We start from the raw sequence: 14,932 nt of genomic DNA, 5'->3' as shown, positions 1-14,932 counted from the left end.
CAGGCCTGGGATTCATTTCGTCCTCCGTTGTTTCGTCAGCACCAGCTTGGCCAAGGGGATCTGCATCTGCTCCGGTTCGGCGGTCAGCCGTTCGGCGATCCCGACCTCGAGCCGGTCGAAGAACTGTGCGCACCGAGGATCGTCGCGGCCGTCCGCCAGTGCCGTCGCCAACGTCGGGAACACCGACGCCCTGACGAAGGCGGCCCACAGCGCGCCGAAAGCGCTTGCGTCGTGGTCGACTTGATACTGCGTCCAAAATCGGTCCTCGGCGTCGAACACCTCGAGATGTTCGACCGACAGCCGTTCGAACCGGCCGGAAGGAGCGAACGGAGCCAGAAAGTCCGCCTCTTGGCGCCCAACGGTCGGAATGCACATGCGCCGTACCTCGTCCTCGGCCAACAGACCGTCGGCAACGAGCTCGGACAGCGTGTCGACCAGCGCGCCGAGCAGCGGGCGGTAGCCGAACTCGCCCTGCTCGTCCAGGCCCATGGTCAACACCACGAGTTGCCCGCCGGGACACAGTTCGCGGCCGCGGAATGCGACGAATTCGTGCCAGTCGCGCGCTGCCTGCTTCGCGTACGCAACGCGCACGTCTTCGTCAGCGCTGTAGGCCACCTGCACGTGATCGGGGATCGGCGCAGGGATTCGGCTCACCCATTGGATCGCCCATGACGACCACCCAAGATGCACACTGTTGGACGGGATGATCTGGTTGTAGAACGAGCGGCCGACAGCCGAAGCGAACGTGGCGGCATCCTTGCTCAGATACGTGTCGTGGTCCTCGGCCAGTGTTTCGAACATCACCGTGAAGTTGTTGTCCGGGACGTCGGTGTGCACCACGAGGATCGAATGTTCTGGACGGGTCCGGCTGCGCAGCACCGGGAGGGCTGCAGAGATGGGCAGCAGCGAGTTGTGTCCGGTCGACGCCCCGTAGTCGGCGATGACGATCGGCTGCGGCTGTCGAGGAAGCGGCACCGCCGCCGCGGCCTGTTCGAATAGCGCTATCGCCGGTCGCAATCCAGCCGCCTGCAGCCGCGAGCTGACCGAGTACTTGTCGCTGTCGATCGGCTCGGGCCGAACCACCACGCTCGACTCGGGTACCGCCGACGGCTCCTCGGGCATGTGACAACGGTAGCCGTCGTCGAGCGAGGCGTGGCAGACTTCGCGGATGGCCGGCGGGCGGACGGTGCCGCGTATCTGCATCCTCGCGTCGGTTGTGACCTTGGTGGTGGCCGTCGTCGGCTTCATCGTGACAATGGTGCTGAACGCGTTCGTCTTCGATGAGTACGACGCCTACGGTGAAGTGCCGATCCCGGGTTCCAGCAGCCTGCATCTGCCCGCGGGCGAGGCGACGATCAGCTTCCACACCCAAACGATCGGCAGTCCGAGCGGCGGCGGTCTTCCCGTCCCGAACCTGGGGCTGACCATCGTTCCGCCCGCGGGCACACCGAAGCCCGAGGTCACCCAAAACTGGGGCACCACAACCACCGTCAACAACGACGCCCGCGTCCGGGTCTGGGTGGTGCAGATCCCCGCCGAGGGCACGTACCAAATCACCGCCGACGGCAACGTCAACGGCTACATCAACCCGCAACTGGCGTTCGGGCACGATTCCTCCAACGCCACGCTGGTGTGGGCGTTCGTCGCACTGTTCGTCATCGGCCTGCTCGAGCTGACGGCAGCGATCATCTATGCGGTCAGAAGCGGTAGGCGCCCGGTACCTGCGGCACCTGTCGGGCCCACATTCGATATCGGCGACTCATACCGGGTCGCTGATCGGTACACGCCGACCGCCGACGGCGTCCGGATCGAACAGCTCAAAAACCTGGCGGCGCTTCGTGACTCCGGCGCGCTCACCGACCAGGAGTTCGAGGCCGAAAAGCACCGGATCCTGAACTCCTAGCCGGCGACGATCACTAGGCGACGGATTGGCCTGCTGCGAGTGCCTTAACGTCGGCAGTATGCAGCGGAGTACCGCCGACCCCCCAGTCGCCACTGCTGATCTCCTCGACCACAACCCAGGTGACCGGTCGCATGTTCTCGCCCTCGATCTGGACCATCGCGTCGGTCACGCTACGCACGATTTCCTGCTTTTGAGCCGCCGAGAACACTCCCTCGATGACCTTGACGTTGACGAATGGCATCGCCTTCTCCTTCTGTTTCATTCTCCTGCCGGTCAGCGGAATTGCTGGCCGGGACTATCTCGCTGACCGACCGCCGGGAAGGTCTGCGAAGCGCGGCGTATTCGGCTCGAGCGGTAGTTGAAGGCCGTTGACGAGATAGCTCACCATCCGGTAGAAGCCGGCGAGCATGAGCAATTCGATGATCGCCTCAATCGAGAAATGATTCGTGAGGTTGTCCCACAGGTCATCGTCGACGGTGCAGCAATCGTGCAAGCTGTCGCAGAGTGAGATGAGGGCGCGGTCTTCTTCACCCCAAATATCCTCGTTGGCAACGCCTCTCACGAGTGATGTGATCTGCCGTTCGTCCAACCCGGCCTTGGCGGCGTACGCCGCTACGTGAACACCCCACTCGTACTCAGCGCCGCATTGTGCCGTCACGCGGTCGATGACGATTTCGCGCTGCCGGATGGCAAGGTGACCCCGATCGAGAAGCCCGGCACTGAACAGCTTGTAGAAGAGCCGACGATCACGGGCCAACGTCGTGAAGAGAACCAGCGGCTCGTTGCCCTGCATGACGGCGTCAATGGAGTCTTGGATGTCGTCCGGAAGCGGAGAGGGCGCCGGGTCAACCCGTGCGCTATGAAACTTATAGCGTGTCATGGTTGCACCGTACCCATACGTGCTACAAAATGTAAAGCATGACTAGTCCAAGGGTCGGTCGACCGGCACGTGGATCGTCCACGGGGCGACCAATCATGGTGGTTCTCGACGTGCTGGGTCGCCGTGGAGCGCTCCGTGTGTTGTGGGAACTTCGCGACGGCCCATTGACTTTTCGCGCCCTTCAGGAGGCGTGCGAATCCAACCCCGGCTCGCTCAACGCACGGTTGAAAGACCTACGCGAGCTCGGAACCGTCGATCACGAGGACGGCGGCTATCGACTCAGTGAGAGCGGTAAAAGCCTGATGAAGACCCTCGTCAGTCTCCAAAGCTGGTCGGACCAATGGGCCACCGCGTCGGGGCCTGGCCCGAAAGGCTAGCTGCCGCGGGCCACCCACTCGTCGTAGTGCACGATCTCGTCGCCGACGGTGGTGGAGTCGCCGTGGCCGGTGTAGACGACGGTTTCGCCGGGCAGCTTGCCCAGCTTGCCCGCGATCGACTCCAGGATCGTCGGGAAGTCGGAGTACGACCTGCCGGTAGCGCCGGGTCCGCCTTCGAACAGCGTGTCGCCGCTGAACACCGCGCCCAGCTCTGGTGCGTACCAGCAGACTGACCCGGGTGAGTGACCCGGTGTGTGCAGCGCACGCAGCTCAGTACCGGCGACGCTGATCGTCTCGTTTTCGTCGATTGCTCGGAAGTCTTTGTCGGGGTGGGTCATCCGCCACAGCACGTCGTCGGCGGGATGTAACAGCACAGGAGCGTCCAGCGCATCACCGAGCTCGGGTGCCACCGTGACGTGGTCGTTGTGGCCGTGGGTGCAGATGACCGCGACTACGTTGCGGTCTCCCACCGCGCTGACGATCGGCCCTGCGTCGTGGGCGGCGTCGAACACCACCACGTCGTTCTCATCGCCGACAATCCAGATGTTGTTGTCGACTTCCCAACTGCCGCCGTCGAGTTCGAACGTGCCGTGGGTGACGAGCCGCTGTATCGGTCCGCCGTTCATTTCATCACCACCACTGAGCGCAGCACCTCGCCTGCATGCATCTTGTGGAAAGCGTCCTCTATGTCGTCGAGACCGATGCGTTCGGAGACGAATTTCTCCAGAGGCAGCCTGCCCTGCAGGTACAGGCTGATCAGGGTGGGGAAGTCGCGCTCGGGCAGGCAGTCGCCGTACCACGAGGACTTCAGCGCACCACCGCGCGAGAAGAAGTCGACCAGTGGCATCTCCAGCTTCATGTCAGGAGTCGGAACACCAACGAGCACAACCGTTCCCGCCAAATCACGGGCGTAGAACGCCTGCTTCCACGTTTCCGGCCGTCCGACGGCGTCGATCACGACGTCGGCGCCGTTACCGTCAGTGAGATCCTGGATCGTCGCCACTGGATCGAGCTCCCGCGCGTTGATGGTGTGAGTGGCGCCGAATTCGCGCGCCCAGTTCAACTTCTTGTCGTCGGTGTCCACCGCGATGATCCGCTTGGCGCCGACCAGCCGGGCACCGGCGATGGCGGCGTCACCCACTCCGCCGCATCCGATCACGGCGACGGTGTCGTCGCGACTCACCGCGCCGGTGTTGATCGCCGCGCCGATGCCTGCCATCACCCCACAGCCCAGCAGCCCGGCCACGGCCGGATCGGCCGCGGGATCGACCTTGGTGCACTGTCCCTCGTGAACCAGCGTCTTGTCGACGAATGCGCCGATGCCCAGCGCCGGGGTCAGCTCGGTGCCGTCGGTCAGCGTCATCTTCTGCTCGGCGTTGAACGTGTCGAAGCACAGGTGCGGACGCCCGCGCTTGCAGGCGCGGCACTGACCGCAGACCGCGCGCCAGTTCAGGATCACGAAGTCACCCGGTTCCACGTTCGTCACGCCGGGGCCGATCGATTCGACGGTGCCCGCCGCCTCGTGGCCGAGCAGGAACGGGTACTCGTCGTTGATGCCGCCCTCGCGGTAGGTGAGATCGGTATGGCACACCCCGCAGGCGAGAATGTCGACGACCACTTCGCCCGGTCCGGGGTCGGGGATGACCACATCCACCACCTCGACCGGTTCACCCTTCTTTCGTGAGATGACTCCGCGCACTGTTTGACCCATGAGTCAAACCCTAGCGGGAGACATCGGCGAGCCGATAGTGGTGCACGGCCGCGGCCCGATGGTGAAACCCTGTAGGCGTGATGCCGGTCCTCTATCTCAGCCACGGCGCGCCACCGCTCGTCGACGACGAGCGGTGGGTGTCGCAGCTCGCAGCGTGGGCCGCCGACCTTCCTGTGCCGAAAGCCATCCTTGTCGTCTCCGCCCATTGGGAAGCCGCGCCGCTGACGATCGGCTCGACCACGGTCGAGACACCACTGACCTACGACTTCTGGGGCTTCCCGCAGCGCTACTACGACGTCACCTATGACGCGCCTGGCGCGCCTGCCCTGGCCGCCACGGTCGAGGCGCTGATGCCCGACGGCGAACCCGTCGCCCACGATCCAGACCGAAGGCTCGACCACGGCGCGTATGTTCCGCTGACGGTGATGTATCCCGACGCGGACATCCCGGTGCTTCAGATCTCGATGCCGACGCTGGACCCGCAACGGCTGTTGCACCTCGGCGAACGCCTTCAACCGTTGCGCGACGATGACGTGCTGGCGATCGGATCGGGGTTCACCACGCACGGCCTTCCGTTTCTGGACGACCCGTCGCCGGCGGCCACCCCGCCGGGATGGTCGGTGGACTTCGACAGCTGGGCCGCCGATCGGTTCTCCACCGGAGATCTCGACGGGCTCATCGACTTCCGGAACAAGGCGCCGGGAATGCCGTATGCGCACCCCACGATCGAGCACTTCGCGCCGCTGTTCGTGGCACTCGGCGCGTCGGGGGATCCACAGCAGAAACCCGGCCAGATCATCGACGGCTATTGGATGGGCCTGGCGAAACGGTCCATCCAACTGGTGTGATGAAGGTGCTATGAACGCACTGCTCGACTATCTCGCCGAGGCGCGCGCTGCCCACCTGCGCGGCGACTGGCGCGCGAGCTACGCCGCGTTCGTGCGCGCTGACGGAATCGGGCCGATGTCGACCGACGACCTCGACGCCTACAGCGTCGCCGCGTGGCGCCTCGGTTACCGAAGCGAGGCGCTCCGGTTGGCCGAGCGCACCTTTGACAGGTTGGCGCGTACCGATCCCACCGCCGCGGCGATGAAGGCGATAGTTCTCGCATTGCAGTGGCACGCCGGTGAACACGACGCGGTGGCTCAACATTGGGTTGACCGCGCACGAGGCCTGCTCGCCGGCGCGTCGGCGGTCGGTGCACGCGGTTACCTCGCCTATCTCGAAGCCGCGGCCGCACTCGATGCGGGCGATGCGGCCACGGCGGCGCGAGCCGCGGCGGTGTTGCGCGATACGGCCAGCGGTACGGGCGACCCGACCCTGGCGGTGCTCGGGCGGGTCGTCGACGGAGTGACCGCATTGATGGAATCCCGCGTCGCGCAGGGGTATCGGCTTCTCGATGACGCGCTGGTGCCGGTTATCGATGATCGGATTGCGCTCGAATGGGCCGGTGACCTGTATCGGCTCGTGCTGCGTTCGGGTGACCGGGTGGACGCAAGTCACCGGCGGGCGTGGACGGTGTCCATGCGGCGCTGGGTGGTGCACACCGGGGTCGTCGTCGACACCGGCGTCGCGCCGTGACGAGCCTGCCTCAGTTGGCCGGCGACCGGCTGTTCGTGACGGACGGCGGCCTGGAAACCGAACTGGTCTTCCACGACGGCATCGACCTGCCCTGTTTTGCGGCGTTCCCGTTAGTCACCGATCCAGACACCCGCGCCAGACTGGCGCGGTACTACAACGGCTATCTGGACATCGCGCGCAGACATTCCGCGGGGTTCGTGATGGAAACGCCGACGTGGCGGGCCAACCCCGACTGGGCCGAGCAGCTCGGCTACTCGGCCGCGCGGCTCGAGGATGCGAACAGGGCCGCGATCGCCCTCGCTGAGGAGATCCGCGCGACTGGGGCGGCCGACGGCATCCCCACCGTCGTCAGCGGATGCATCGGCCCGCGCGGGGACGGCTACGACCCCGACAGCGCGATGACGGCCGAGGAGGCCGAGGACTATCACCGCGTACAGATCGGCACCTTCGCTGACACTTCTGCCGACCAAGTCACCGCGATCACGATGACCAATGCGGCAGAGGCGGTCGGCATCGTGAATGCGGCTGCCGCGGCAGGTATTCCGTCGGCCATCTCGTTCACCGTGGAGACCGACGGGAAGCTTCCCACGGGCCAGTCGCTGCACGACGCCGTCGACCAGGTGGACGCGATGACCGATTCCGCTGCGGCCTACTTCATGATCAACTGCGCACACCCGACGCATTTCATGCCTGCCCTCGAAGACGAGGGGGCGTGGCGGCAGAGGATCGTCGGCTTGCGTGCGAACTCGTCTCGGAGAAGTCACGCCGAGCTCGACGAGGCAACCGAACTCGACGAGGGTGACCCGCGCGAGCTCGGCACCTTGCACGCCGAGCTGCGGGATCGGGTTCCTGCGGTTCGGGTGCTCGGCGGGTGCTGCGGCACCGATGCCCGACACGTGGCCGCGATCGTCTCGGCGTGGAGGACGAATTAGGCTCCTGCGGGATGCCTGCCCTCGACGCGATCGCCGACTGGCCTGTCCCAACTGCCGCCGCGGCGGTGGTCGGACCGTCCGGTGTTCTGGCCGAGCACGGCGATGTGGCGCACAGGTTCGGGCTGGCTTCGGTGACCAAGCCGTTGGTTGCCCGCGCCATTCAGATCGCGATCGAGGAGGGCGTGCTCGAACTCGACACCCCCGCAGGGCCGCCGGGTTCGACAGTGCGTCATCTGCTGGCCCACGCCTCCGGTTACGCGATGCACAACGATCAGGTGATGTCAGAACCCGGAAAGCGGCGGATCTACTCGAACTACGGGTTCGGCGTGGTCGCGGCCGCGGTGGCGAGTGAAGCGGGCATCGACTTCGACCGCTACCTCGCCGAGGCCGTCTTCGAACCGCTTGGCATGACGTCCAGCGATCTCGAGGGCGGCGCCGAGGCAGCGGGCTATGGCGCCACCTCTACGGTCGCCGATCTGGCGTTATTCGTCCGTGACCTGCTACGACCGGTGCTGGTGTCTGCCGAGATGCATGCCGAGGCGACCGCTGTACAGTTCCCCGGGCTAACAGGAGTGCTGCCGGGCTTCGGGGTGCAGAGGCCCAACGATTGGGCACTGGGTTTCGAGCTTCGAGACGCCAAGTCGCCGCACTGGACGGGGTCGGCAAACTCGGCGCGCACCCACGGTCATTTCGGCCAGTCAGGGACGTTCATCTGGGTCGATCCGGACCGTGACCTGGCGCTTGTCGCGCTCACCGATCGCAATTTCGGCGACTGGGCCTACGTGCCCTGGCCGGCACTCTCTGATGCCGTGATCGCCGAATTCGACGGCAAACAAATCGGGGACTAGCGCAACAGGGGCCTCACAAGGCACAATAGACACGTTCGACACAATTTCAACTCATCGCATTCACCAGGTCGTTGGGGAAGACGTCCCTCGTGGAGCGAAGGAGTAGCAATGCGTGCGTCGAACCAGTTCGCCGACTCAACGACGGGCGTGGTTTTCATCCACGCCTCGCCAGCGGCCGTGTGCCCGCATGTCGAGTGGGCGTTGTCGTCGACCCTTCATTCCAGAGCAAATCTGACCTGGAGTGCGCAGCCGGCGATGCCCGGTCAGCTGCGTGCGGTCACCAATTGGGTTGGTCCGGTCGGCACCGGCGCGCAGCTCGCGAACGCGCTGCGGTCGTGGTCGGTGCTGCGATTCGAGGTGACCGAGGACCCCAGCCCAGGCGTGGACGGGCAACGGTTCTGCCACACCCCGCAACTGGGCTTGTGGAGCGGCGCGATGAGCGCCAACGGCGATGTGATGGTCGGCGAGATGCGGATGCGCTCGCTGATGTCCGAGGGGGCGGACATGCTCGTCGCCGAACTCGACTCGGTGCTCGGCACCGCATGGGACGAGGCCCTCGAGCCCTATCGCAGCGGAGGCGACACGGGCGAGGTGCCCTGGCTCAACCGCGGAGTCGGGTAGCCGACGACAATCAATCGCGGAGTCGGGTAGCCGACGACATTCAATCGCGGAGTCGGGTAGCGGGCCGAAGGATTTTCAGCGCGCCAGGCACCGCCGACACCTCGACGGGCAGCGGACAGACGTACTCGCCGTCGGCGTAGGCGTTGATGCCGGGGGAGTCGACGGTGATCGTTTGCGCACGGGCGGTGCGCACCTCGTCGAGGTCGACGTGGGTGCCCTTGAACACGGTGGGAAACAACCGAATCAGCTTGGTCCGCGACGCGGACGCCACCATGGTGGCGTCGAGCAATCCGTCGGTGGGGTCCGCGTTCGGACAGATCCTCATGCCCCCGCCGTAGCTCCTGGTGTTGCCGAATGCGGCAAGTGTGAGATCGGTGACGACTTCTTCGCCGTCGAAGGACAACCTGAACGGCAGCAGCCGCAGCTTGGACAACTCGGCGACCATGGCCACGTTGTATCGCATCCGGCCGTGCGGCCACCGCATCCGATTGGTGCGATCGGTGACGAGCGAGTCGAAGCCGGCGGCCATCACGGTGCCGAACCATTTATCGGTGCCGTCGGCGCCCTTGATCCGGCCAAGGTCGACCGTCTGCACCGCGCCATCGACGACGACATCGGCGGCAGCCTCGGAATCTGTTGTCGGAATGTGAAATTCGCGCGCATGGTCGTTTCCGGTTCCCGCCGGGATGATGGCCAGCGGAACGTCGGTTTGCGCCAGCACCTGAAGCGCAAGCGAGATGATGCCGTCCCCGCCTACGACCACCAGTGCGTCCATCCCGCGCTCCAATGCGCCGTCGACGAGTCGTCGGGCATGCTCGGCATCGGTTCCCGCGATCGCGACGACGTCGACGCCGCGGCGATGCAGTTGAGCCACCGCCCGTTCGGCCGCATGCGGCGCGCTGCCGTGCCCCGACGCGGGGTTGGTCAGCATCGTGACACGGCCTATGGTCACGGAATCAGCTTGCCCGGGTTGAGGATTCCCGCCGGATCGAGTGTCGCCTTGACCGCCTGCAGCACCTTGACACCGACGTCGCCTACCTCATCGCGCATCCACGGCCGATGATCGGCACCGACCGCGTGGTGATGCGTGATCGTGGCGCCGGTGCGCACCATCGCGTCCGACGCCGCGGTCTTCGCTTTGCGCCACTGCTCGATCGGGTTGCCGCGTTGTCCGGCGACGACGGTGAAGTAGAGCGACGCCCCGGTGGGATACACATGCGAAATGTGGCACAGCACAAGCGCAGGCGTGCCGGTTTCGGCCAGCGCGGTCGTCAACGCCTCGGTCACAGCGGATTTCAGCGCGGGGATGTTGGACCAGTTGGTGGCCGTCTCCAACGTTTCGCACAACGCGCCCGCCGACAGTAGCGAGTCGCGCAGGTACGGCGCGTTGAAGCGGCCGTGCTCCCATGCGCGCGCCGGCGCCTCGCCAAGCGACGTGCCGCCCTTGGCCTTCAATAGCGCCCGGGTTTCGGCATGCCTGCTCTCGACATGTTCCTCCGAGCCTTCGAACACCGTAATCGCCAAACACCCCCCGGTGATGCTGTTCTCGCCTATGTTTTCGGTGGTGGCGAGGTTCACGCCGGTCTCGGCCTCGTCGGAGAGCCGCAGCACGGTCGGCCCTGTACCGGTCTGGGCGACGGCACGCAGGCCGTCCGCGCCGGTGTCGAAGTCGGGAAACGACCAGGCTTCATACCGGGTCGCGGCAGGCGCTGGGTGAACCTTCACGCGAACGCGGGTGATGACGCCGAACACCCCTTCGGAGCCGATCAACAACTGCCGCAGATCCGGGCCCGCCGCGGACTCCGGTGCACGACCGAGATCCAGAATGCCTGCAGGGGTGATCGCGCGGAGACCGCGCACCATGTCGTTGAATCGTCCGTAGCCCGCCGAGTCCTGCCCGGATGACCTGGTGGCGGCGAATCCGCCGATCGTCGCGAATTGGAAGCTCTGCGGGAAGTGCCCTAGCGAGAATCCCCGCTCACCCAGCAGACGTTCGGCAGCCGGTCCTGTGACGCCGGCGCCGAGCTCGGCCTCCCCAGATACCTCGTCGAGGTGGTGCAGTTCGTTCAGCCTGCGCAGATCGAGCGAGATCACCGCCTCGAAGTGACCGCGCAGCGGATCGAGGCCGCCGACGACGCTGGTGCCTCCGCCGAAGGGGATCACGGCGATGCTGCGCTGCCCGCACAGCCGCAGGATGTCTGCCACCTCGTCTTCGTCACCGGGCAGCAGCACCGCATCGGGTGCGTCCTGGACTCCCGGGTCGCGGCGCCGCAGCAGATCGAGTGTGGACTTTCCGCCTGCGCGAAGCAGCCTGGCGCCGTCGTCGACATCGCAGTTCTTCGCCCCGACGATGTCGACCAGCGCATCGCGATCAGCGGGCGAAATTGCCGACGGTCGCAGCTTGACCTGTTCGGGGTCGAGTTCGGGAAGCGGGACGTCCCCGACACCGAGTGCCTGTGTCAGCAGATTTCGAATTCCCTCGGAGAGCGGCTTCGCCTGCTCCGGGTCGCCCCATGCATCCCACTTCATCATGCGTTACAGTATTACATATGCTGTCAATCAGTAATGAGCTCTCGACCGACGTCGGCGACCGGATTCTCGACGCCGCGGCGAGTTGCGTGGTCGCCTACGGCATCGACCGGGTGACGCTGGCAGAAATTGCCCGCCGGGCCGGCGTGAGCAGGCCGACCATCTACCGCCGCTGGCCCGACACGCAGGCGCTGCTGGCGGCGCTGCTGACCGCGCGGATCGTCGGAGTGCTGCGCGATGTGCCGTCGCGAGGCGCTGGACGCGAAGCTCTTGTCGAGCGGATCGTCGGTGTCGCAGAACGGCTCCGGCACGACGACGTCGTCATGTCCGTGTTTCACTCCGCACCCGAGCTGGCCATGGTCTACATCGCAGAACGCCTCGGCACCAGCCAGCAGATCCTCATCAACGCGGTCGCCGCCGAGCTCAAGGTGGCTCAGCGGGACGGCAGCGTGCGGGCCGCGGACCCGCGTCAACTCGCCGCCATGTGCCTGCTGATAACCCAGTCGACCATCCAGTCCGCACAGATCGTCGAACCGATCCTCGACGCCGACGCCCTCGCCGTCGAGCTCGCCCACACACTGAACGGATACCTCAGGCCATGACGAATTCGGCTGCCCTCAACGCATCTCGTCGCGCACGCGAGATGACGGCGCTGGCCGACACCCAGAGGCTGGACGTCTTGGTCATCGGCGGTGGCATCACCGGAACGGGGATCGCGCTGGACGCCGCATCCCGCGGGCTCACGGTTGCCCTCGTTGAAAAGCATGACCTGGCTTTCGGGACGAGCCGATGGAGCTCCAAGCTCGTGCACGGCGGCCTGCGCTACCTGGCGACCGGCAACGTCGGCATCGCCAGGCGCAGCGCCGTCGAGCGCGGAATCCTGATGACGCGCAACGCGCCGCATCTCGTCAGCGCCATGCCTCAACTCGTTCCCTTGCTGCCCGCGATGGGCAGCGCGGAACGAGCGCTGGTGCGTACCGGCTTCCTTGCCGGGGATGCGTTGCGCGCTATGGCGGGTACCCGGTCGTCGACACTGCCCCGGTCTCGGCGCATCTCTGCCAGCCGGGCCGCCGACATGGTCCCCGCGGTCCGGCGCGAAGGCCTCAGCGGCGGCCTGCTTGCATATGACGGGCAGTTGATCGACGACGCGCGCCTGGTCGCCGCCGTCGCCAGGACGGCCGCTCAGCACGGCGCGGTCATCCTGACCCGGGTGGCAGCATCCGATGTCACCGGCACCACGGTGCGGCTGACCGACCAGCTGACCGGTGAGTCGTTCGACGTGAACGCCCGCGCCGTGATCAATGCCAGTGGCGTTTGGGCGGGAGAGGTCGATAGCTCGATCAAATTGCGACCCAGCCGTGGCACCCATCTTGTGTTCGATGCCGAAACGTTCGGAAATCCGGCGGCGGCGTTGACCATTCCCATACCGGGTGAGCTGAACCGCTTCGTCTTCGCGATGCCGGAGCAGCTGGGCCGGGTGTATCTGGGCCTGACGGATGAGGACGCGCCGGGACCGATACCCGATGTCCCCGAACCGACTTCGGAGGAGATCGGCTTTCTGCTCGATACCGTCAACACCGCGCTGAATGTCAAGCTCGGCCGTGACGACGTGATCGGTGCCTACGCGGGACTGCGGCCGTTGATCGACACAGGAGCGGGCCGCACGGCTGACGTGTCGCGCAACCATGCGGTCGTCGAATCGCCGTCGGGATTGATCAGCGTGATCGGCGGCAAGCTGACCGAGTACCGCTTCATGGCCGAGGATGTACTCGACAAAACCGTTGCGCTGCGAGGGCTCTCCGCGGGACGCTGCAGGACCCAAAATGTACCGCTTGTCGGTGCGCCGTCGAATCCGGTTGCGGCGCTGCCTGTTCCCACCGACCTGCCGTCGTCGTTGGTCGCCCGGTTCGGAGCCGAGGCGCCGAACGTGGTCGCCAAGGCCACCTGCGACCGGGCAGGCGATCCGGTGGCCGACGGTATCGACGTGATTCGGGCGGAATTCGAGTACGCGGTCACCCACGAGGGCGCGCTGAGCGTGGGCGATATCGTCGACCGGCGCACCCGAATCGGGCTGGTCGACTCCGACAGGAACAGGGTGTTGACTGTGGCGGAGGAATTGCTCGCTGGAGGTGTTTGATGAGTCTGGCTCACGAACGGGTCGAGGTGCGACTGCCTGCAAATGGATCGTTCACCCAGATGGCGTTCAACGTCGACGACATCGAGGCCGAGGTGTCCGAATTGCGCCGCCGGGGTGTGGTGTTCGAGGATAACGGCATCCCCGGGCTGGCAATGGTAGACAACATCGTCGACGTACCGGGTAACTATCCGAGCAAAGACCGCGGCGAGCGAGGTGCGTGGTTTCGCGACAGCGAAGGCAACATGCTCGGCATCGGCCAGGCCATCGAATGATGCGGATCGCGGCAATCGCTGCGGTGCTCGCGGTGCTGTCGGTATCCGCCGCCGCAACTGCCGCAGCCGACCCCGGGATATCGAGCGGAAAGACGTACTCCGAGAAGACGACCTCGATCGAGGGCACCACCACCGACCGGTTGGGCCACTGGAACGCGATGTTCACCGAACTCTCCGGCGGAGACCCTGCGGTGGTCGAGGCGTTCAACCACGCCAGTCATATCGCGGCCACTGAACAGATCGACAGGGCGAAGTCCGAATCCAACCCAGGCGAACAGTGGAACTTCGAATCCAGCGGGCAAGTGACGTTTCGCAGCATCGTGGTGGCTCAGCTCGTTCTGGGTACGCACTACTACGGCGTCCACCCGACCTCCTACATCAGCACCGTCGTGATCGACAGCCGAAGCGCTGATCCGGTCATGCTCGGCGACCTGTTCACCGACCAGCAGGCGGGGCTGCGCCGGTTGTCCGAGCTCACCGGTGCGGAGCCGCGCGCCGAGAACTTCGTGAACTGGATCCCGACTGCCGAGGGGTTGGAGATCCATTTCGCCCCTTATCAATTCGGCATCGCGCTGCCGGAGACCAAGACCGTGTCCTGGGCCGCGCTGGCCGATCTGATCGCTCCCACGATGACCGGGATAACGCAGGCCTGACTCGATAACGAACGCCGCCGGGCCAAAACGCCGCCCGCGTTGAGGACGGGCGGCGTCTTGGAGCTACAGCTTGTAGAGAGCTACGAAGCCATTGCGTCGTACAGCCGAGCGATATCCGCGGGAGCCACGTTCGAGCCGCACTGCTGGCGCAATGAACGCAACGGTTGCGCAATACGCTGCAGCTCGGCCCATTGGGACTGGTGCCCGACGAAGTAGTTTCGAATGGCGCCCTCGGCGTCACCGCTCTGGCCTGCCTCGGTGACGGCCTTGTTCGCGTCAGGATGGCCGGCGAACCACTGGCCGGTTTGTGCCCCCACCGTGCCGATGGCGTTGCTCAATCCCGATACGGTGCAGTCGGCGTCGGCGGACGCCGTCGGCAGCGCGACGGTGGTAGCAGCCATTCCTCCGAGCACTCCTGCGGCAAGAACGCCGGCGATTCCACGACGCACGGTGTTACCAGACATCTGCATTCCTCACTCCTATGTCGG

The 14,932-nt window shown here is 65.7% G+C and carries 19 protein-coding genes; 11 read left to right on the top strand and 8 right to left on the bottom strand.

Annotated features, from left to right (window positions below; translation table 11 throughout):
• Nucleotides 1-12 precede the first annotated feature (12 nt).
• Nucleotides 13-1,122 carry a class I SAM-dependent methyltransferase gene (locus tag QOJ24_RS00650; protein ID WP_526258092.1) on the bottom strand — a complete coding sequence of 370 codons (1,110 nt, stop codon included), beginning with the start codon at nt 1,120-1,122 and terminating at the stop codon, nt 13-15.
• Between the two features lie 46 nt (nt 1,123-1,168).
• On the opposite strand from QOJ24_RS00650, the gene QOJ24_RS00645 reads away from it, so the two are divergent.
• On the top strand, nt 1,169-1,903 hold the full coding sequence (locus QOJ24_RS00645) for an SHOCT domain-containing protein (RefSeq protein ID WP_526258090.1): 735 nt from the start codon (nt 1,169-1,171) through the stop codon (nt 1,901-1,903).
• A gap of 13 nt (nt 1,904-1,916) precedes the next feature.
• Here QOJ24_RS00645 and QOJ24_RS00640 read toward each other — a convergent pair whose 3' ends face one another.
• Nucleotides 1,917-2,144 (bottom strand): tautomerase family protein, encoded by a 228-nt coding sequence (locus QOJ24_RS00640; RefSeq protein WP_526258089.1) that lies wholly within the window; start codon nt 2,142-2,144, stop codon nt 1,917-1,919.
• Between the two features lie 54 nt (nt 2,145-2,198).
• Complete coding sequence (locus QOJ24_RS00635) at nt 2,199-2,783, bottom strand: carboxymuconolactone decarboxylase family protein (RefSeq protein ID WP_526258087.1); 585 nt, start codon at nt 2,781-2,783, stop codon at nt 2,199-2,201.
• A 95-nt stretch (nt 2,784-2,878) separates the two neighbouring features.
• Here QOJ24_RS00635 and QOJ24_RS00630 point away from each other — a divergent pair, with 95 nt between their 5' ends.
• Complete coding sequence (locus tag QOJ24_RS00630; RefSeq protein WP_526258085.1) at nt 2,879-3,160, top strand: winged helix-turn-helix transcriptional regulator; 282 nt, start codon at nt 2,879-2,881, stop codon at nt 3,158-3,160.
• On the opposite strand, the gene QOJ24_RS00625 is transcribed toward QOJ24_RS00630, so the two are convergent.
• Nucleotides 3,157-3,786: an MBL fold metallo-hydrolase gene (locus QOJ24_RS00625; protein WP_526258083.1), complete on the bottom strand. Its 630-nt coding sequence runs from the start codon at nt 3,784-3,786 to the stop codon at nt 3,157-3,159. The genes QOJ24_RS00630 and QOJ24_RS00625 overlap by 4 nt on opposite strands.
• Nucleotides 3,783-4,871: an S-(hydroxymethyl)mycothiol dehydrogenase gene (locus QOJ24_RS00620; RefSeq protein ID WP_526258082.1), complete on the bottom strand. Its 1,089-nt coding sequence runs from the start codon at nt 4,869-4,871 to the stop codon at nt 3,783-3,785. Before QOJ24_RS00620 ends, QOJ24_RS00625 begins: the two co-directional genes overlap by 4 nt.
• Before the next feature lie 80 nt (nt 4,872-4,951).
• Between QOJ24_RS00620 and QOJ24_RS00615 the strand changes: the two genes are divergently transcribed.
• The 5 genes from QOJ24_RS00615 (at nt 4,952) to QOJ24_RS00595 (ending at nt 8,853) form a co-directional block, all read left to right on the top strand.
• Nucleotides 4,952-5,719, top strand: a complete 768-nt coding sequence (locus tag QOJ24_RS00615) for a dioxygenase family protein (protein WP_526258150.1) — start codon at nt 4,952-4,954, stop codon at nt 5,717-5,719.
• 10 nt (nt 5,720-5,729) lie between these two features.
• Nucleotides 5,730-6,452, top strand: a complete 723-nt coding sequence (locus QOJ24_RS00610) for a chemotaxis protein CheY (RefSeq protein ID WP_526258080.1) — start codon at nt 5,730-5,732, stop codon at nt 6,450-6,452.
• Complete coding sequence (locus tag QOJ24_RS00605; protein ID WP_526258078.1) at nt 6,449-7,384, top strand: homocysteine S-methyltransferase family protein; 936 nt, start codon at nt 6,449-6,451, stop codon at nt 7,382-7,384. The genes QOJ24_RS00610 and QOJ24_RS00605 overlap by 4 nt, the downstream gene beginning before the upstream one ends.
• Before the next feature lie 11 nt (nt 7,385-7,395).
• A complete protein-coding gene (locus QOJ24_RS00600; protein WP_526258076.1) occupies nt 7,396-8,232 on the top strand; it encodes a serine hydrolase domain-containing protein in 837 nt (278 codons plus the stop codon).
• A 108-nt stretch (nt 8,233-8,340) separates the two neighbouring features.
• A complete protein-coding gene (locus tag QOJ24_RS00595) occupies nt 8,341-8,853 on the top strand; it encodes a DUF3145 family protein (RefSeq protein WP_526258074.1) in 513 nt (170 codons plus the stop codon).
• 40 nt (nt 8,854-8,893) lie between these two features.
• On the opposite strand, the gene QOJ24_RS00590 is transcribed toward QOJ24_RS00595, so the two are convergent.
• Nucleotides 8,894-9,784, bottom strand: a complete 891-nt coding sequence (locus QOJ24_RS00590) for a diacylglycerol kinase (protein WP_526258148.1) — start codon at nt 9,782-9,784, stop codon at nt 8,894-8,896.
• A 17-nt stretch (nt 9,785-9,801) separates the two neighbouring features.
• Nucleotides 9,802-11,382, bottom strand: a complete 1,581-nt coding sequence (locus QOJ24_RS00585; RefSeq protein ID WP_526258146.1) for an FAD-binding oxidoreductase — start codon at nt 11,380-11,382, stop codon at nt 9,802-9,804.
• Nucleotides 11,383-11,402: 20 nt separating this feature from the next.
• Between QOJ24_RS00585 and QOJ24_RS00580 the strand changes: the two genes are divergently transcribed.
• Genes QOJ24_RS00580 through QOJ24_RS00565 form a run of 4 tightly spaced genes read left to right on the top strand, consistent with a single transcriptional unit; the run spans nt 11,403 to nt 14,444 of the window.
• A complete protein-coding gene (locus QOJ24_RS00580) occupies nt 11,403-11,984 on the top strand; it encodes a TetR/AcrR family transcriptional regulator (protein WP_526258072.1) in 582 nt (193 codons plus the stop codon).
• On the top strand, nt 11,981-13,519 hold the full coding sequence (locus tag QOJ24_RS00575; protein WP_526258070.1) for a glycerol-3-phosphate dehydrogenase/oxidase: 1,539 nt from the start codon (nt 11,981-11,983) through the stop codon (nt 13,517-13,519). Before QOJ24_RS00580 ends, QOJ24_RS00575 begins: the two co-directional genes overlap by 4 nt.
• On the top strand, nt 13,519-13,791 hold the full coding sequence (locus tag QOJ24_RS00570; protein WP_526258068.1) for a VOC family protein: 273 nt from the start codon (nt 13,519-13,521) through the stop codon (nt 13,789-13,791). The genes QOJ24_RS00575 and QOJ24_RS00570 overlap by 1 nt, the downstream gene beginning before the upstream one ends.
• Complete coding sequence (locus QOJ24_RS00565) at nt 13,791-14,444, top strand: DUF3298 domain-containing protein (RefSeq protein ID WP_526258066.1); 654 nt, start codon at nt 13,791-13,793, stop codon at nt 14,442-14,444. Before QOJ24_RS00570 ends, QOJ24_RS00565 begins: the two co-directional genes overlap by 1 nt.
• A gap of 80 nt (nt 14,445-14,524) precedes the next feature.
• On the opposite strand, the gene QOJ24_RS00560 is transcribed toward QOJ24_RS00565, so the two are convergent.
• Complete coding sequence (locus QOJ24_RS00560) at nt 14,525-14,914, bottom strand: hemophore-related protein (RefSeq protein ID WP_526258065.1); 390 nt, start codon at nt 14,912-14,914, stop codon at nt 14,525-14,527.
• Between the last annotated feature and the right edge of the window lie 18 nt (nt 14,915-14,932).

Origin of the sequence: Mycobacterium sp. (assembly GCF_032159775.1) — a bacterium.
Taxonomy (GTDB): domain Bacteria; phylum Actinomycetota; class Actinomycetes; order Mycobacteriales; family Mycobacteriaceae; genus Mycobacterium.
The sequence above is the reverse complement of the archived record's forward strand: the minus strand, read 5'-3'. Positions and strand labels throughout refer to the sequence as shown.